The sequence below is a fragment of the Bacillus sp. VA13 genome, from assembly GCF_055710085.1.
The window spans coordinates 318,412-335,922 of record NZ_JBVQPP010000001.1; the positions used below are offsets into that span (position 1 = coordinate 318,412).

The following is a 17,511-nucleotide window of genomic DNA, read 5'->3' on the forward strand; positions in this document are numbered from 1 at the left end:
GAGGGGAAACGCCAATGCTGAACACAGAAGACATTCTCTGTAAAATGCTTTTCGCACAATTGCAGTCCATAGGTTTTTTCACAGAACGTAAATCCCAGCCGGTATTGGAGAATTTCTATGGCAGATGGTTTGAAGAAAGCCAATCGATTTTAGAACGGCATCAATTTCTCAAGCGAACGAAGAATGGACATATTCCAACGCGCTCAATAGGGACCGTTGGTGAGCTGTGGAAGGAATGGAATGAACAAAAGTCAGACCTGCTTCAAGACAATAATATGAAAGCCATGGTGACATTGGTGGAAACAGCACTTAAAGCCTTGCCGGATATCCTGACCGGCAAGGCGTCTGCCACCGATATCCTGTTTCCGGATTCATCTATGGATTTAGTAGAAGGGGTCTATAAAAACAACCAAGTCGCAGACTATTTTAATGATGTGTTAGCCGACACATTAACAGCCTATCTGCAAGAACGCCTGAAGCAAGAGCCTGAGGCGAAGATTCGAATATTAGAAATCGGGGCCGGAACCGGCGGTACAAGCGCGGCGGTTTTTCAAAAATTGAAAGCCTGGCAGACACATATAAAAGAATATTGCTATACAGATCTGTCGAAAGCATTTTTGATGCATGCAGAAAATAAGTACGGTCCGGACAATCCATATTTGACATATAAACGATTTAATGTGGAGGAGCCGGCATCTGAACAGCATATTGATGCGGGGAGCTATGACGTGGTCATTGCAGCGAATGTGCTGCATGCCACGAAAAATATCCGGCAGACATTGCGAAATGCAAAAGCAGTTCTGAAAAAGAATGGGCTGCTTCTCTTAAATGAAATAAGTGATCATAATATATACTCGCATTTGACGTTCGGCCTTTTGGAGGGCTGGTGGCTGTATGAGGACCCTGATCTCCGTATACCGGGCTGCCCGGGCCTGTATCCGGACACTTGGAAAATGGCGCTTGAAAGTGAGGGATATCGCTATGTTTCCTTTATGGCTGAACAATCACATCAGCTTGGCCAGCAGATCATTGCTGCTGAAAGTGACGGAGTCGTCCGTCAAAAGAAGAGAACTGAGTCGGCAGAAGATACAGGACCTACACAAATGAATGCTGTAAAAGCTCATTCACAGGAAAGCGATTCTCTCATTGAACAAACTGCACAATTTGTCATGCAGACGCTGGCAAAATCAATCAAACTATCACCAGAGCGTATTCATGAAGATACAACATTCGAGAAGTATGGAATTGATTCGATTTTGCAGGTGAATTTCATTCGTGAATTAGAAAAAGTGACGGGGGATCTTCCAAAAACCATTTTATTTGAACATAACAACACAAAAGAACTCGTTGATTATTTAGTAAAGGAGCACGAAAGCAAGCTCCGGACAGTACTGTTAAAAGAAACACCACAGCCTGCCAAAAACGAAGCTCTTGTTCAAATGGAGCGTGCAACTGCTAGTAAGCCGTTTTCTTTTACTACACGCCGTTTTGCTGGAGAGCAGCAGGTTAAAGAAAAGCAGCAAGCATCAAATAGCGAGGTAAAAAAGGAAACGACAAGCAATGTCCAAGAGGCCCAGACGAAAGATTCTGGTACAGAAGATATCGCAATTATCGGGATCAGCGGACGCTATCCGATGTCTGATAGTTTAGAAGAGCTATGGGTGCATTTAATCGCTGGAGACAATTGTATTTCAGAGGCTCCGGAATCCAGATGGCGCACATCGTTATTGAAAACATTATCAAAAGATTCAATAAAGCCTGCAGATAAGAAGCGTTATGGCGGATTTTTACAAGACATTGAAGCATTTGACCATCAGCTTTTTGAAGTGGAGAAAAGCCGAGTGATGGAAATGACACCGGAACTCCGCTTATGTTTAGAAACCGTCTGGGAAACATTTGAGGACGGCGGCTATACCCGCACCCGGCTGGATGAACTGCGGGATGGCGACACCGGAGTGGGTGTCTTTATCGGGAATATGTATAACCAGTATTTTTGGAATATCCCATCAATAGAGCAGGCAGTCCTCAGTTCAAATGGAGGAGACTGGCATATCGCGAACCGCGTTTCCCATTTTTTCAATCTGACCGGACCGAGTATCGCTGTCAGCTCTGCATGCTCCAGTTCATTAAACGCCATTCATCTTGCCTGTGAAAGCTTGAAATTGAATAGCTGCTCTATGGCAATTGCTGGAGGGGTCAATTTAACACTTGATCTCTCAAAGTATGATTCTTTGGAGCGAGCCAATCTGCTGGAAAGCGGAAATCAAAGCAAAAGTTTTGGCACAGGAACCGGGCTTGTTCCCGGGGAAGGCGTCGGAGCTGTTCTGTTAAAACCACTATCGAAGGCAATTGAGGATCAGGATCATATTTATGCTGTGATCAAAAGCAGTTTTGCCAATCATAGCGGAGGAAGACAGATGTATACAGCTCCAGACCCGAAGCAGCAAGCAAAATTAATTGCCAAGTCGATTGAAAAGTCGGGCATTGATCCGGAAACTATCGGCTATATTGAATCAGCGGCAAACGGTTCAGCACTCGGCGATCCCATTGAAGTAATTGCATTGACAAACGCGTTTCAACAATACACAAATAAGAAACAGTTTTGTGCGATAGGCTCTGTCAAATCCAACTTGGGGCATTTGGAGGCGGCTTCCGGCATTTCTCAGCTGACAAAAGTGCTGCTACAGATGAAGAAGGGCACGCTGGTGCCGACAATCAACGCAACACCTGTCAATCCAAATATTAAACTGGAAAATACGGCTTTTTATCTTCAGGAACAAACGGAGCCATGGCATCGCTTGAATGATCCTGAAACCGGAAAACAATTGCCTCGCAGAAGCATGATCAATTCCTTCGGAGCGGGGGGAGCCTATGCCAATCTCATTATAGAAGAATATATAGAGACGGCTCCTGAGAGACAGATTGCTTTCCGCCAACAGGAATTTACAGCCGTTTTTTCAGCAAAAACAAAATGGAGCCTGCTCAGCTATCTTGAAAACATGCAATTGTTTTTAGAGAAGGAAGCTGCTCTGGGTATTGAACCAATTGTACAGGCTTTACACAGGAGAAATCACAATTTAGAGCATAGGGCTGCATTTACAGTAACATCGACTCAGGAACTGATCGAAAAACTAAAGATGTTCCGAACATCAATAGAAAGCTCACTCCAGCAAGGTATTTATACATCATTCGATTTACAGCCATGTGCGGGATCAGCCCATAAGGATAAAGAAACAAACCCAGCAAAGCAATGGGCACAAGGGGCATCCATTGCTTTTAAAGAAGCAGCTCAAGGGAACCGATCCGGCTGGGTTCACCTGCCACACTATGCATTTGATCATCATACAGCATTTCATTTCGATGTTCCATCGGGTCAGGGGAAACCACCGGCTGTCGAAAGCAATATCAATCATCCGGTCATACAAGATCAATTCACATATGATGAGCCTTACGTGCGAGGCCACGTCTTCAACAATGAACGGGTGCTTGTCGGTGCAACATACAGCAGTCTGGCCATTGATGCATTTTTTAACTTGTTTCCTGAGGAAACCAGCGGCCGTATCAGCAAATTAAGCTATATCAATCCAGTTGTCATCAAACAAGGCGAGACCATTGAACTACAGGCAAACCCGCTTCAAAAAGATCAAGTCATAGAATTACAAATCATGTACCGTGAGCTGGCCTCTGATACATGGAAGCCTGCCGCCATCGGGCAATGCCAAAAAAGTTTATTTGAAACAAAAAAAGTCAATATCGAGAGCTTAAAGCAGTCATTAACCGAGCTTCATCACATCGATCAGATGTATAAAGCCGGAAACGGGCCTGAGTGGGGAGAGCTATTTAAGACGATTACTCATCTTTACAGAGACAATAGGTCGATACTGGCAAAAATTCGCCTTCCTCAAAGCGGTCTGGCAAACAGGCATCTGTACACTGTAAGCCCATTGGTAACAAACAGCGCCTACTTGGCTATCCTCAGTTTCTTAGAGCAATTTGACATTGAGGGCAGCTTCCTGCCATTTGGAATCAATGATATCCAATTTACAAAACATACGATACAAGAGGATTTCTGGCTTCTGATTACATTGGTTAAAAATACAGGTGACATGCTGCTGTTCGATGTAGATGTAATCAATGAATCGTCAGAAACAGTGCTGCGCTATTCGGGCTACTCGTTAAAGCAACTACGTATTTCAAATCACAGAGAAAATGAAAATCAGCCCATCAAAGTCAGCAATCTAAAAGACCGTATCAGAAGCTATGTAACAGATAAACTGGCAGTAAACATGGCCGACCCGTCAAAACTGTCTCTTTCAAAAGCGCATATTATGGATTTGGGGGTTGATTCCTCTCAGTTGGTTGCGCTGACAAGGGAGATGGAATCAGAAACAAAAATCGAATTAAATCCGACGTTGTTTTTTGAATATCCAACTGTTCAAGAGCTTATCGACTTTTTTGCGGACAAACATGAAGAATCATTTGTCCGGCTGTTTGGTGAAGCTGATCAGCTGCAGGAACGCCCGGCTAAAATCGATAACAAAATGAAACAGATCCCGGCACATGAGGTGAAGACGGATAAAACAATTGAACATGCGACAGACGGAATAGCCATTATCGGCATGTCGGGGCAGTTTCCGAAAGCAAACAGCGTCACGGAATTTTGGGATAACATCATTCACGGAAAGAACTGTATCTCTGAAGTGCCGAAAGAACGCTGGGACTGGCGTAAATTTGCTTCAGCTGATAAAGAGGAACAATCTAGCCTTCAATGGGGCGGATTTATAGAAGGGATAGGTGAGTTTGATCCGCTGTTTTTTGGCATATCACCTAAAGAAGCGGCACATATGGATCCGCAGGAGTTTCTGCTCTTGATACATGCATGGAAGGCGATGGAAGACGCAGGCTTAACAGGACAGGCCTTATCTAGCCGTCCGACAGGAGTGTTTGTCGCGGCCGGCAATACAGATACAGCTGTGATTCCTTCCTTAATTCCTAACCGTATCTCCTATGCACTGGATGTAAAAGGGCCAAGCGAATATTACGAAGCTGCCTGCTCCTCAGCTCTTGTGGCTTTGCACAGAGCCATACAATCAATTCGATACGGCGAATGTGAGCAAGCCATTGTTGGGGCTGTGAATTTGCTGCTTTCACCAAAAGGTTTCATTGGCTTCGACTCAATGGGATATTTGAGTGCAGAAGGACAGGCCAAATCCTTTCAAGCAGATGCGAATGGCTTTGTCAGAAGTGAAGGAGCAGGGTTTCTTATCATTAAACCTTTGCAAAAAGCCATTGAGGATTCAGATCATATTTATTCGGTCATTAAAGGGACAGGTGTATCACATGGCGGCAGGGGAATGTCACTTCACGCGCCAAATCCGGTTGGTATGAAGGATGCACTGCTGAAGGCTTATCAAGGAGCGCAAATTGATCCAAAAACGGTGACCTATATAGAAGCGCACGGGATTGCCTCTCCATTAGCAGACGCGATAGAAATGGGGGCATTAACTTCAGGCTTAAGCCAGCTTGAATTGGAACTTCCACAGGAAGTACAGGAGGAAGCGCCATGTTATATCAGCAGCTTAAAGCCAAGCATCGGACACGGTGAACTGGTCTCCGGCATGGCTGCTCTCATGAAGGTCAGCATGGCAATGAAGCATCAAACAATACCAGGCATATCCGGATTTGATTCATTGAATGATCAGGTGTCAATAAAGGGCACCCGTTTCCAAATGACTGCGGAGAACCAGCAGTGGGAGGATGTAAAGGACGGCTCAGGCAGAAAAATCCCGCGCAGAGCGAGTATCAACAGCTATGGCTTTGGAGGCGTAAATGCGCACGTCATTTTAGAAGAATACATTCCTTCACCAAAAGCACCGATTCATATGAATGAGAATGAAGCTCACATTGCGGTTCTTTCTGCAAAGAATCAAGACAGGCTAAAAGCAGTTATTCAACAGCAGCTTGATTATGTGAACAAACAACAAGAACTGTCATTACAACATTATGCTTTTACACTTCAAACCGGACGAGAGGAGATGGGAGACCGGCTGGCGCTGGTCGTCCGCAATAAAGAAGAGCTGGTAACCGGCTTGCAAGACTGCTTAACAGCCGCGGAAAAAGGCGAAAAGCCGAAAAGTTCTGTACCTGTCTTTAGGGGAAATGCGGAAGAGGGCTCGTCAGATATCGAAGCCTTGCTGGATGGTCCATTAAGAGAAATGGTGATAGAGACTTTGTTGTCTGAAAACAACCTTGAAAAGATTGCATTTTGCTGGACAAAAGGGGTGCAAATCCCGTGGGAGCAGCTTTATCAAGGAAAAGATGCTTGCAGAATACCGTTGCCAACCTATCCATTTGAAAAGAGAAGTTGCTGGAATGGCTTTCAAGCAATAGAGAATACGCCTTCTGTTTCACATGATGAGCATATCAACATCCGCGATCATCACATGTTAGCTGATGTATTAGGGATGGCTCCAGAAGAATTGCATCCTCATAAGCAATTGCAACATTACGGATTTGATTCGATTTCTTGCATACAGTTATTACAGCAATTGCAATCAAAGGTTGACCCTCTCATCACCTTGGCGGAGCTGCAAGCATGCCAAACTGTACAGGACATGACGGACTTGATCGCAAAGAAACAGGAGGATGCATCTTTACAAAATGATCATGCTCGCACGTTTGCGGAATTGATACCGTTAAATGACGGTAAGCGGGGGCGCCCTGTATTTTGGTTTCATGGCGGGGTGGGAGGCGTTGAAATCTATCAGCAATTTGCACAAAAAAGCCAGCGCCCTTTTTATGGTATTCAAGCCAGGGGATTTATGACTGATCATGATCCTTTACATGGAATTGAACAAATGGCTTCCTATTATATAGAGATCATTCGAGCTATACAGCCGGAAGGCCCTTATGATGTAGGCGGATATTCCTTAGGCGGAATGATTGCATATGAAGTCACACGCCAGCTGCAAAATAAAGGCCTCGCGGTCAAAAGCATGGTGATGATTGACTCTCCATACAGTTCTGAGACGAAAGAGTATGAGGCTTCTATGAAAGCGTCAATGCTGCAAACAATCAATACGATGCTGGCATCGATTGCAAATCCGGATAAGCTTACTGACGTTCTCATCAGCCGTGAAGAGGTAGACACCAGCACAGAGGATGAAGAATTCCTGTCTGAGCTGATTGATTTGGCAAAAAAACGGGGATTAAATAAACCGGAGAAGCAAATACGTGTGCAGACGAAGCAAATGATGAAAACACAGTGTGCCTATGATGTTGAATCGTATACTGTACAGCCTCTGCCTAACCCTGAGGCGGTAAAATGTTATTACTTCCGCAACAAAAGCAGGTCTTTCTTTGGTGATTTAGACATTTATTTCACTTTCTCAAATGAAAAAACATCGTTCGATCAAGCTGCCTACTGGGAGGAATGGGAGCGGCAAATTCCCCATTTCAACCTGATAGATATCGATTCAAGCAACCACTTCATGATATTAACGGAACCTAAAGCGTCCAAAGCCATGTTAGAATTTTGCGAAAAACTCTATTCAAATAAGGGAGTAGTAAACGCGAATTTCCTTAAGGCTTTCCGGAAAAAACATGAAGCGAAAGAAGAAAAAGAAGATGAATTGGTGAAGCGCTGAGAAACACAAACGCCCCCTATTTAAGGGGGCGTTTTGAATATGTTATTTTGAAAGTGAAACAGGGAGACATTCTAACCCTCTTAAAAAGACATTTTTTCTCCATTGAATGTCATTAGGCGCTGCCGCGAGTTCAATATCCGGAAATCTCTTTAGAAGCGCGTTGAACGCAATGTGGCCTTCCAGTCTGGCAAGCGGCGCACCTAAGCAGAAATGAATGCCAAAGCCGAAAGAAATATGTCTGTTAGGCGATCGATTTAGATTTAATGTTTCCGGGTTCTCAAAAAAGTTTGGATCGCGATTGGCAGATCCGATGCCTATAAAGATCATGTCTCCTCTTTTGATCGAATGCCCCTTGTATGTAAAGTCCTCGATGGCCCACCGATTTGCCATCATAACGACAGGCGAGGTGTATCGCAGCAATTCTTCAACTGCTGTAGCGATCATTTCAGGATGCTGCTTCAGTTTTTCGAACTCCTCCTTGTGCTGAAGCAATGCGAGGGTGCCTGATCCGAGTAAGTTAACGGTCGTTTCAAGGCCAGCTACAACCAGCAAAAACAGCATCGAATAAAGCTCTTTTTCACTTAACTTGCTGCCGTTTTCTTCAGCATGCACAAGCTTACTGATTAAATCGTCTCTTGGCTGTATCCTTCTGTCATGGATCAGCTTGGCGATATAGTCTTTAAATTCACGAAGGGCTTGATTTGTCAGCTCTCTGTTACTTTCAGAGGTATCAACCATCGCATTGGTCCAGATTTGAAATTGTGCCCGATCCTCTTTAGGAATTCCCATCAATTCAGATATAACAATAAAAGGCAAAGGGGATGCGAAGGATTTCATGATGTCCGCTTTATTTTCTTTTTCCATTTCATCTAAAAGCTGTTCAGAAATTTGTTCGACGCTGCCGCGCAGATTTTCAATGGTGCGGGGAGTAAATGCTTGATGAACAAGTGATCTTAAGCGGGTATGGTCAGGTGTGTCTTTTGCCAGCATATGATCGGATACGAAATCGATATCCTCGCTGACGTTGAGCATTTTGATTTGTTCTTGGCTCATCACGTTTTTAACGTCTCTTGTAATTCGATTGTCTTTTAAAAAGGCCATACAATCATCATATCGGGTGATTAACCAAGCCGGATATGTGCCTCCGAATCGTTTTAATTCAAATCGGTGAATGGGATCTTCCTCTCTAAATCGGCCCAATACTGAAAAAGGATTTTGATGAAATTCTTTACCATGCGGATGAAACATCAATTTTTCCATGTGCATTCTCCTCGCCTAAAATAGGGTAAATTGGTAATTTCATTTTATTATACAAGTTGCAGTTTGCAAAAAACAGAATTGTTTGAAACTTAATCCTGTCTCTAAAACTATATATCTATTCTAGGCGGCATTCAATAGGGTGAAGAACGAAAAAATGAAAAAGTGGCGCCATGTAAAGCAGCGCCTTTGAATGAAAGCTCAAAGACGCTAAGCTGTATTATTTTGATGAAAGTGACTATCAGCTGTGCTGGACATCAAATGTATATACTGCACGATCTGTTACAACCTTCAATCCTTCATTTTCTTGGTGAATATGAATATCGCCTAATAAAGGAATCTCATAGGCATTTTGCGGAAGCGGTACGTCGCCGTCCTCAGTGAATGTTGTTCCTTCGCCTTCTAAAACGAGTTCTTCTTTTGCAACATAGTCATCAGGATGATTCGTGCTGCGTATACCCACTTTTTGAAGATGGAGAACAATCTGATCCAGGTCTGAAATCTCTTCATCATGGGTCAATTCACCTTTTCTAATATCAAGCGTTTGGCCGACTTTTGATTCCAGCCATTGAGAAAGCTGTGTATTCGTGTGTGCCATCAATATTCCTCCTTTTGATCTACACGATACTATTCCCAATTGCTGCATCTTTTACACGGAAAAGAGCCGCCTCACTCTCTATGTATGAAACAATTCGCTGTTCAGAGCCTTGATATAACGTACGGCCGAACGCTGGACTGCTTCGCCGGCATTCTCTCTGACAACTTTAGAAAAAGCATTATAAATCCGGTTAAATTGAAGCGGTTTGACTTTGGCTGCTATTTCTTCAACTTTGGAGGCGGGGAGGGGAATGAGATTTGGATAGCTGTACATAAAGCTGACCCAGTTCCGGTCGGCCGCAACCGTAATGACATCCCCGGTCAACAGACAGCCTCTCCCTTCATTGCCGTTGCTCCAATGGAGAACAGCACCGCCCTTAAAATGTCCGCCCAGGCGGTAAAGGTCCAGTCCCGGCTTCAGTTTGAGAGTTTCCCCAGTCCAGAAATGAATGTGATTGCTTGGTCTTGTCACCCAGTCTTTGTCATCCTCGTGAATATACATCGGAGCCTGAAACGCTTCAGCCCACTCAACCTGAGCAGAGTAATAATGTGGATGAGACAAAGCGATGGCTTGAATACCGCCTAATTCGTTGATTTGGTCAATTGTCTTTTGGTCAAGATATGTAATGCAATCCCACAGCACATTGAAGCCCTTATGCTGGATCAAATGTGCTGTTTGTCCGATCGCAAACTCTGGTTCAGTTTTGATGCTGTAAAGATGCTCTTCTTCCTTTTTGAGGATGTTTTGAAGGTTTTCTTTCTCACGCATGTCTTCAAGGGTTGTCCAAGATTGTCCATCCGGATGAATATACTGCCTTTCGTCATCGCAAATCAGACATGAGTTCGGCGGATTTACAGTCTGCGCATGTTGTACTCCGCATGTTTTGCAGATATAATATGGCACTTTTTCACTTCCTTCATCCATTTTCTATTATTTTATCCCATTATTATGGAAATTCAAAACATAAAGCCGGCAGTTCTGCAGAGAGAATTGCCGGCTTTATGGTACTGTCTATTGGCCAGGAACGGAATTTTCTGCGTTGACGGCGCCCGCTCCGTAAACATTCGGATCTTCATCTTTCCATTTGTCCGTGCCGTTTTTCAAAAGCTCTTTCACTTCATCAGGTGTAAGATCCGGATTTTGCTGAAGGATTAAAGCTGCAATTCCTGCACAGATCGGTGTTGCCATCGATGTTCCTGACATTGTAAAATACTGAGATCCTACACGGCTTGATTTTTGAAGCTTATCGATATAAGAATTGGGAGAGCGCAGGGAAATAATATTAACACCCGGCGCTAAAATATCGGGCTTTTCTTTCCCGTATACTGTCGGCCCGCGGCTTGAGAAGGAAGCGACCGTATCATCATCGCTGTTTGCGGTATTGTTATCGTCAAGGGCACCTACTGTAATCACCTTTTCGCTCACGCCCGGGCTTGCAATGGTTTGTGGATCAGGCCCTGAGTTTCCGGCAGCGACACAGACGACAATCCCTGCGTTCCACGCTTCTTCAACCGCTCTGACTAACGGGTCTTCTTGTTCATTATCATATCGAAGCGCATCGCCACCGAGCGACATACTGATAATATCAATCGGTTCATTCGGGTTGTCCTCATTGTATTGAATACACCACTCTACACCTTCAATAATATCAGCTAACGTTCCCGAACCTTGCTTGTTCAAAACCTTCACACCGATTAGATTGGCTTCCGGTGCAGGCCCGCGGTATTGGCCAGAAGAGGATGCGCCGCTGCTTGCAACATCACCTGCACAGTGTGTGCCATGACCATTATCATCATACGGTTCTGTTTTTTGATTGACCATGTCCGCGAATCCGATAATTCTGCCTTCTAAATCAGGATGCGGGTAGATTCCTGTATCGACAACAGCGACAGTAACACCTTTTCCAGTCAGGGTCTGCCCGTTTCTGACGACTTCCTTCGCGTGGCTTGCTTCGGTTGCCGTGTCCAGTAGCGCTTTGACTTCGCGGTTTAAATACACTTTGCGGATATCACTGCATTCAGAAAGAAGGGAATGTAACGCTGAAGGGGTCACCTCGGCGCTGCAGCAATTGATTTTATTGAATCGGCTTTTTAACTTGCTGCGTTTTTCTTTTTGCAGTACCTCTCCAGCCATTTGACAGCCGGTCTCGTGACAGCCTTCTTCAAATTCAATAATGACTGACATTTTTTTTCTGTTTTTCAATTTGGTTTCGAAAAACTGATGCAAGAAGCAAGGAGTCCATTTGAAGGGCTTGTAAAGCTGCAAGACGCTTTCCCGTAACGGCCAATCTAGCTTATGAGCATTTGCTCTCACCATTTGTACCATAGAGTACCCAAACATGTATTTTCCTCCTATTATAAGGTTCACTGTATACTCTATGAACAGATGATAGTTTTGGTAAGTTTGTTTGTCCTTTATAAGAGGCGGACAAGAGTTGGTTTTTATGAATCTTTCGAATTAGATTCAGGAGTTGTGGCAATCATTGGGGATTGAAAAGGAACGTTTGTTCGTATTATAATATTGTCATATTAAACTGGCAAAGGGAGAGCAGCTGTATGAATTTCTTCTTTCATCGGTCTTTGGAAAGCCAAATACCAATTAGCATTATATATATGAAGAAAGACGGAACGATTAGTAAAAGAACAATTATTGTAAGACAGAAAAGCCAAACGCAAATCAAAGCATTTTGTTTTTCGAAACAACAGATCAGAACGTTTTTGTTGGATTCGATCCTCTCCTGTGACTTTGTGAGAACAAATAAACAAAACCTCTATTTGGCAGACAGATAACAGGCTGTCCGTCTCAGCAACTGGGCAGCCGCAATAAAACCCTCCTTAAACCTCTATACATGTAATTGCCAAGTGAGGTTATTCCTACCTTTTTTATCTTTCCTCTCAATCTTTTTTCACTCATATTTCAAATGAACCGCTATTAACCGTGACAATCAATTGATTTTTTGAAACCGGGAACTTTTTCACTGATGATATAGCGTATACAATGGTAAGATAAAACCTATTGGCTAAACCTCATATAATGAACCGTGCCATTCTTATGAAAGGAGTTAAACATGAGAAGATTTATACTAAATGTCATATTAGTCTTAGCCATTGTCTTATTCCTGAGATATGTTCATTACTCATTAGAACCTGAACCATCTAATCAGCCAGATACATATTCAAATTTCAGCAGCTTGGCAGAAAATGAGAGCCCAGCCGATTATGATATTTCTTATAGTGAGAAAAAAGGAAGCAAAGTGTTAATTATGTCTCCACACGGCGGAAGAATTGAAGGCGGAGTAAGCGAGCTTGTGCGGTATTTCAATAATGAATTCTCTACATACCTGTTTGAAGGGTTGAAGTCACACGATAACCAAACGCTTCACATTACAAGCACCAACTTTGATGAGCCATTGGCCGAAAAGAAAATCAAGGAGCATCAATATGTTGTGGCTTTTCACGGATATAAAGGAGAGAACAAGAATACACTTGTTGGAGGCACAGATCGAAAGCGGGCGAAAATGATCGTAAGAGCCCTTGAGAGAAGAGGGTTTTCCGCTGAGTTAGCGTCGTCTAAAAGCGGTCTTGCTGGGTTGAGTGCCGAAAACATTAACAACCAAGGGGAAACGGGGCTGAGTATCCAGCTGGAAATCAGCCGCGAGCAGAGAGAAGCATTTTTCGATGATTTTTATTATAAAAATAGGAAATACACAAAGAACAGTGAATTTTATGCTTATGTGAGTGCGATCAAAAGTGTCCTTGAAAAAGAGTATTCGTAATAAGCAGATCAGAAGACAAAATAAGAGAAGATCAGTAGACTGAAATAGGATTATAAAAGGAGGCAAAACATACGATGGCAGATCATCATTTTTATTTAAAAGCGAACTGGCCAGGCAACCGCAATGATGTCGGTACAATCGAAAGCGGGAACTTAATCACATCTATTTCCATTCCTAAAGAAATGGATGGACCGGGAGAGGGGACCAACCCAGATGAAATGCTTCTCGGGGCGGCAGCGACCTGTTACATTATTACACTTGCTGCAATGATGGAAAGAAGCGGGCTGGAAAAGGAAGACTTGCAGATGGAGTCAGAAGGTATTGTCGACGTCACAAAAGGAGTTTTTACATATAAAAAGATCATTCATCGTCCCTCTGTCGTGCTCAAACATGATGCCTCACAAGAAGATGTCACATTGGCGCACAAGCTTTGTGAAAAGGCGGAATCGTCATGCATGATTTCACGCGCAATTCAAGGAAATGTCGAGCTGCAGCTTGAAGCCTCCGTAAAACGGGCTGGAGAATAAGAAACAGACGGTCACTCACAGACCGTCTGTTTTTTATCTTTAGCAGGGGCTTTCGACTGATTTAACACGACGACGCCTGCAATGACAAGCGTGAGCCCGAACACTCCCTTTAAGCTGATGGTTTCGCCAAAAAGCAAAAACCCGACAATGGCTGTAAGCGCCGTTCCAACGCCAGACCATGTCGCATACGCGCTTGATAAGTCAATTGTTTTTAAAGAAAAGCTTAGAAAGGTAAAAGCAGAAAGAAATCCGGCAATGACTCCGACAATGGGCCAGGCTTGTGTAAATCCTTCTGAAAGCTTCAGCATTGTGCTCCCGAAAACCTCAGATACAATGGCAAGAGCCAAATAAAGCAATCCTTTCATCATTATCACTCCTTTACTGCCAGTTAAGTAACACGACCCCTGATATTAATAAAAGAATCCCGATAAGCCCTTTGACATTCAATTCTTCCTTAAACCATTTCACTCCGATCACTGCCGTCAGCACCGTGCCTACACCGCTCCAAGTCGCATACGAGAGGCTGAGGGGGATATGGTTTAAGGTCAGCGACAGCATATAAAAGGCGAGGGAATAGCCAATCACGACTAAAACGCTTGGCTTCCACTTTTTGAAACCGTCAGATACTTTCAACATGGCCGCTCCTATCGATTCCGAGCATATGGCAATCGTGAGGAATATATATCCTACCAACATCGTAAATTCTCCTCACTTCAACTACATTTTTAGATTTGAAAAGATCTTCAGCTAGAAAAATATTAGTGTATGCCTATGTATGAGTCAAGAGATTCATTTTCAATCACATAAAAAGACCCCTTTTGAAGAGGCCTTTTGTGTTTAATAGTAGTAAGGGAATGGGGCGTACGGATAATAGGGATATCCGCCATAAAAATAAGGATTAAATAAAGCGCTTCCTACAAGCCCGCCAACTAGGCCGCCGAAAAAAGGTCCCCCGTAAAAACCGAATGGCCGGCCAAACCCAAATCCAGGTCTTCCAAACCCGTAGCCGAATCCAGGTCTTCCAAATCCGAAAGGTCTTCCAAATATTCTTGTATCTTCAGCAGTGAAATGTTCTATCTCGTTCATTTTTTCTTGCCTCCTGTAATAAAGTGTAGATGATGCAGTGTATTCAGCCTACCCAGATTTGATTGGGCGTTTGATGAAAAAGAAGGGATGTGATCACATTGGGCCTGTATCCGTCTGACTGGTCAAAAGCGCCGCCTCACGCACATGCTTATCATGTCAAAACGACGAGAGAACAGGAACATTATCATCTCATTGAAGGATTTACTCAGCCGGCTAATGGATCGAATAGCGATCAGCATACACATTACTTTACAGGGATCACTTCTTTTGAAAGCGGCCATTTTCACCGGTATTACGGAATCTCAGGGCCTGCGATTCCCTTAGCGGACGGCACCCATTATCACGAAATCGAGGAAACGACGTATCTGGCCTATAATGAACCTATTGAGATCCGGTACGGAGGCGTGGTGTATGATCCGAAAGATGACGGAAGAAAAACGCATCGGCATGCCCTGAAAGGAAAGACGAGAGAAATCATCGGCAATGAGCCGCTCGGGTGGTAGAAGAATGTTTACCGGTGCAAAAAAAGGGCAAAATGGATAGGTGGTTGTACATGATGAATGCTATAATGGGGGGAGATTTATAAAAGAGAGTGATACACATTGAATAATACGAAGCAGCCCGTTGTCATTTTAGTCGGACCGACGGCAGTGGGGAAAACAAATTTAAGTATTCAGCTAGCCAAATCTTTGAACGCGGAAATTATCAGCGGAGATTCGATGCAGGTTTATAAAGGGATGGATATTGGAACAGCTAAAATTACTGAACAGGAGATGGAGGGAGTGCCCCATCATCTGATTGACATTTTAGATCCCCAAGATTCCTTCTCCACCGCCGATTACCAAGGCTTAGTGAGAAACAAAATAAGTGAGATTGCAAAAAGAGGAAAGCTTCCGATGATTGTCGGCGGTACAGGGCTTTATATACAGTCTGTGCTTTACGATTATACATTTACGGAAGAGGCGAACGATCCTGCGTTTCGACAGAGCCTGCAAGTCGCTGCCGAGCGGGAAGGCGCTGACTTTCTTCATGCCAAACTTGCAGAAGCAGATCCCGAGGCAGCAGCTGCGATTCATCCCAATAATACAAGAAGAGTCATTCGCGCGCTGGAAATTTTACATACGTCTGGAAAAACGATGTCTCAGCATTTGAAGGAACAAAAACGAGAACTTCTGTACAATGCAGTGTTAATCGGACTGACAATGGATAGAGACACGCTTTACGCAAGAATTAATCAGCGGGTCGATATGATGATGGAGGCAGGTCTTCTTCCAGAAGTGAAACGCCTCTACGACAGGAACGTGAGAGACTGTCAATCGATACAGGCGATAGGCTATAAGGAGCTATATGCATATTTTGACGGTTTTGTGACACTTTCTGATGCCGTCGATCAGCTAAAGCAGAACTCAAGGCGGTATGCGAAACGCCAGCTGACGTGGTTTCGCAACAAAATGCAGGTTACCTGGTTCGATATGACACCGCCCGTTGATATGGAGCTGAAAAAAAAGGAAATTTTCACACATATAGCAGGAAAACTCGAACTTTAATCGAAACTGTATGATATAGAGAATCAAGGAGGACGAAACATGAAACCGATTAATATTCAGGATCAGTTTTTGAATCAAATCCGGAAAGAAAATACGTATGTCACTGTTTTTTTGCTGAATGGCTTTCAGTTGCGTGGCCAGGTGAAAGGCTTTGATAACTTTACCGTATTGCTGGAATCGGAAGGTAAGCAGCAGCTTATATATAAACATGCGATCTCAACGTTTGCGCCGCAAAAAAACGTCCAGCTTGAACTCGAATAGATCAAAACATACCATGTCAAGGCATGGGGAGGCTGTCGGGGGAATCCCGGCAGCCATTTTTTAAAATTGATCCACTTCCGTTCCAAGCTTTTTTGTAAGCAGACCATGCCAAGGCACGGTCTTTTTTTATGAAATCAACATATGCAAGACTAACTTGAATATCATGTAAAAATCACAATCTGGGAGTGACGCGACCTTGTTTGAAAGTGAAGCAGAACTGAGACGAATCAGGATTGCGCTTGTGTGGATAGCTGTGTTTTTACTGTTCGGGGCGTGCGGGAACCAAGAAACCATCATTGAAACAGACAGCGGCAATTCAGACTATGAAACGCCTCAGCCAACCTCGTTCCCGCTTGAACATAATCATTTTGGCGTTGTGGAGGACGGCTATATCAAAATTTATGAGTATAATGAGTCCCGCAATGAGGTAAAGCTGAAGAAAGAATACGCGGATGATGAGCTTGAATAAAATTCACAAGCATCCGAATTTACAAAGCGGATGCTACCCGCTAAACTAAATACAGACACAGATCAAACAGAGGGTGAAAAAATGAAGCATAAAGTGATCGTGAATCATTGGGAAGAAATTTGCGAAGATGATTCTTGCTATGAATACGGAACAAGCATCATTGTGAACGGAAAAGAATTAGTCAGAGAAGCGTCAATTATCAGCGCTTTGAAGGCGGTTTTAGAAGAGATCGGTGCGGATGTTGAAATAGAAGAAACAGTTGAGAGCGAAAAATGCTGTGATAGCTTAAGAAAAAAAAATCTAGACTACTAAGCAGTTTTTTTTCATGTTATGATATACATCGGC

Annotated in this window: 16 protein-coding genes; 9 read left to right on the forward strand and 7 right to left on the reverse strand. The window is 43.5% G+C overall.

The genetic code is table 11. The features are described from left to right. The first annotated feature begins 14 nt into the window (after positions 1 to 14). Positions 15 to 7,646 carry a beta-ketoacyl synthase N-terminal-like domain-containing protein gene (locus AC0C66_RS01325; RefSeq protein ID WP_072183159.1) on the forward strand — a complete coding sequence of 2,544 codons (7,632 nt, stop codon included), beginning with the start codon at positions 15 to 17 and terminating at the stop codon, positions 7,644 to 7,646. Between the two features lie 42 nt (positions 7,647 to 7,688). Here AC0C66_RS01325 and AC0C66_RS01330 read toward each other — a convergent pair whose 3' ends face one another. From AC0C66_RS01330 to aprX, 4 genes are all read right to left on the reverse strand, one after another. Beyond that, positions 7,689 to 8,906: a cytochrome P450 family protein gene (locus AC0C66_RS01330; protein WP_072183158.1), complete on the reverse strand. Its 1,218-nt coding sequence runs from the start codon at positions 8,904 to 8,906 to the stop codon at positions 7,689 to 7,691. A gap of 238 nt (positions 8,907 to 9,144) precedes the next feature. Then, complete coding sequence (locus tag AC0C66_RS01335; protein WP_014113863.1) at positions 9,145 to 9,501, reverse strand: protein YmzB; 357 nt, start codon at positions 9,499 to 9,501, stop codon at positions 9,145 to 9,147. Positions 9,502 to 9,579: 78 nt separating this feature from the next. Beyond that, positions 9,580 to 10,404: an MBL fold metallo-hydrolase gene (locus AC0C66_RS01340; RefSeq protein WP_472973469.1), complete on the reverse strand. Its 825-nt coding sequence runs from the start codon at positions 10,402 to 10,404 to the stop codon at positions 9,580 to 9,582. 108 nt (positions 10,405 to 10,512) lie between these two features. Next, positions 10,513 to 11,841 carry a serine protease AprX gene (aprX, locus tag AC0C66_RS01345; RefSeq protein WP_014113866.1) on the reverse strand — a complete coding sequence of 443 codons (1,329 nt, stop codon included), beginning with the start codon at positions 11,839 to 11,841 and terminating at the stop codon, positions 10,513 to 10,515. A gap of 215 nt (positions 11,842 to 12,056) precedes the next feature. On the opposite strand from aprX, the gene AC0C66_RS01350 reads away from it, so the two are divergent. The 3 genes from AC0C66_RS01350 to AC0C66_RS01360 all read left to right on the forward strand — a co-directional run bounded on the left by AC0C66_RS01350 (position 12,057) and on the right by AC0C66_RS01360 (position 13,803). Then, positions 12,057 to 12,290: a hypothetical protein gene (locus AC0C66_RS01350; protein ID WP_041520966.1), complete on the forward strand. Its 234-nt coding sequence runs from the start codon at positions 12,057 to 12,059 to the stop codon at positions 12,288 to 12,290. A 278-nt stretch (positions 12,291 to 12,568) separates the two neighbouring features. Further along, on the forward strand, positions 12,569 to 13,276 hold the full coding sequence (locus AC0C66_RS01355) for a poly-gamma-glutamate hydrolase family protein (RefSeq protein ID WP_014113869.1): 708 nt from the start codon (positions 12,569 to 12,571) through the stop codon (positions 13,274 to 13,276). Between the two features lie 74 nt (positions 13,277 to 13,350). Next, positions 13,351 to 13,803, forward strand: a complete 453-nt coding sequence (locus tag AC0C66_RS01360; RefSeq protein ID WP_014113870.1) for an OsmC family protein — start codon at positions 13,351 to 13,353, stop codon at positions 13,801 to 13,803. A gap of 11 nt (positions 13,804 to 13,814) precedes the next feature. On the opposite strand, the gene ebrB is transcribed toward AC0C66_RS01360, so the two are convergent. The 3 genes from ebrB to AC0C66_RS01375 all read right to left on the reverse strand — a co-directional run bounded on the left by ebrB (position 13,815) and on the right by AC0C66_RS01375 (position 14,889). Beyond that, positions 13,815 to 14,168 carry a multidrug efflux SMR transporter subunit EbrB gene (ebrB, locus tag AC0C66_RS01365; protein WP_061187512.1) on the reverse strand — a complete coding sequence of 118 codons (354 nt, stop codon included), beginning with the start codon at positions 14,166 to 14,168 and terminating at the stop codon, positions 13,815 to 13,817. A 13-nt stretch (positions 14,169 to 14,181) separates the two neighbouring features. Then, positions 14,182 to 14,499: a multidrug efflux SMR transporter subunit EbrA gene (ebrA, locus tag AC0C66_RS01370; RefSeq protein ID WP_072183726.1), complete on the reverse strand. Its 318-nt coding sequence runs from the start codon at positions 14,497 to 14,499 to the stop codon at positions 14,182 to 14,184. A gap of 141 nt (positions 14,500 to 14,640) precedes the next feature. Continuing rightward, on the reverse strand, positions 14,641 to 14,889 hold the full coding sequence (locus tag AC0C66_RS01375) for a hypothetical protein (protein ID WP_041520968.1): 249 nt from the start codon (positions 14,887 to 14,889) through the stop codon (positions 14,641 to 14,643). A gap of 89 nt (positions 14,890 to 14,978) precedes the next feature. On the opposite strand from AC0C66_RS01375, the gene AC0C66_RS01380 reads away from it, so the two are divergent. From AC0C66_RS01380 to AC0C66_RS01400, 5 genes are all read left to right on the forward strand, one after another. Next, positions 14,979 to 15,392, forward strand: a complete 414-nt coding sequence (locus tag AC0C66_RS01380; RefSeq protein WP_472973470.1) for a YmaF family protein — start codon at positions 14,979 to 14,981, stop codon at positions 15,390 to 15,392. Between the two features lie 99 nt (positions 15,393 to 15,491). After that, complete coding sequence (miaA, locus tag AC0C66_RS01385) at positions 15,492 to 16,436, forward strand: tRNA (adenosine(37)-N6)-dimethylallyltransferase MiaA (protein ID WP_072566310.1); 945 nt, start codon at positions 15,492 to 15,494, stop codon at positions 16,434 to 16,436. A 39-nt stretch (positions 16,437 to 16,475) separates the two neighbouring features. After that, positions 16,476 to 16,697: an RNA chaperone Hfq gene (gene hfq / locus AC0C66_RS01390; RefSeq protein ID WP_003221097.1), complete on the forward strand. Its 222-nt coding sequence runs from the start codon at positions 16,476 to 16,478 to the stop codon at positions 16,695 to 16,697. 196 nt (positions 16,698 to 16,893) lie between these two features. Next, complete coding sequence (locus AC0C66_RS01395; protein WP_061187515.1) at positions 16,894 to 17,166, forward strand: YmzC family protein; 273 nt, start codon at positions 16,894 to 16,896, stop codon at positions 17,164 to 17,166. Between the two features lie 81 nt (positions 17,167 to 17,247). Then, positions 17,248 to 17,478, forward strand: a complete 231-nt coding sequence (locus AC0C66_RS01400) for a hypothetical protein (RefSeq protein ID WP_003221102.1) — start codon at positions 17,248 to 17,250, stop codon at positions 17,476 to 17,478. Positions 17,479 to 17,511: the final 33 nt, after the last annotated feature.

What these genes read in the sequence shown, in the direction of transcription:
- AC0C66_RS01325 (WP_072183159.1), top strand. Translation starts at nt 15, where the DNA reads ATGCTGAACACAGAAGACATTCTCTGTAAAATGCTTTTCGCACAATTG.
- AC0C66_RS01330 (WP_072183158.1), bottom strand. Translation starts at nt 8,906, where the DNA reads ATGGAAAAATTGATGTTTCATCCGCATGGTAAAGAATTTCATCAAAAT.
- AC0C66_RS01335 (WP_014113863.1), bottom strand. Translation starts at nt 9,501, where the DNA reads ATGGCACACACGAATACACAGCTTTCTCAATGGCTGGAATCAAAAGTC.
- aprX (WP_014113866.1), bottom strand. Translation starts at nt 11,841, where the DNA reads ATGTTTGGGTACTCTATGGTACAAATGGTGAGAGCAAATGCTCATAAG.
- AC0C66_RS01350 (WP_041520966.1), top strand. Translation starts at nt 12,057, where the DNA reads ATGAATTTCTTCTTTCATCGGTCTTTGGAAAGCCAAATACCAATTAGC.
- AC0C66_RS01355 (WP_014113869.1), top strand. Translation starts at nt 12,569, where the DNA reads ATGAGAAGATTTATACTAAATGTCATATTAGTCTTAGCCATTGTCTTA.
- AC0C66_RS01360 (WP_014113870.1), top strand. Translation starts at nt 13,351, where the DNA reads ATGGCAGATCATCATTTTTATTTAAAAGCGAACTGGCCAGGCAACCGC.
- ebrB (WP_061187512.1), bottom strand. Translation starts at nt 14,168, where the DNA reads ATGAAAGGATTGCTTTATTTGGCTCTTGCCATTGTATCTGAGGTTTTC.
- ebrA (WP_072183726.1), bottom strand. Translation starts at nt 14,499, where the DNA reads ATGTTGGTAGGATATATATTCCTCACGATTGCCATATGCTCGGAATCG.
- AC0C66_RS01375 (WP_041520968.1), bottom strand. Translation starts at nt 14,889, where the DNA reads ATGAACGAGATAGAACATTTCACTGCTGAAGATACAAGAATATTTGGA.
- hfq (WP_003221097.1), top strand. Translation starts at nt 16,476, where the DNA reads ATGAAACCGATTAATATTCAGGATCAGTTTTTGAATCAAATCCGGAAA.
- AC0C66_RS01400 (WP_003221102.1), top strand. Translation starts at nt 17,248, where the DNA reads ATGAAGCATAAAGTGATCGTGAATCATTGGGAAGAAATTTGCGAAGAT.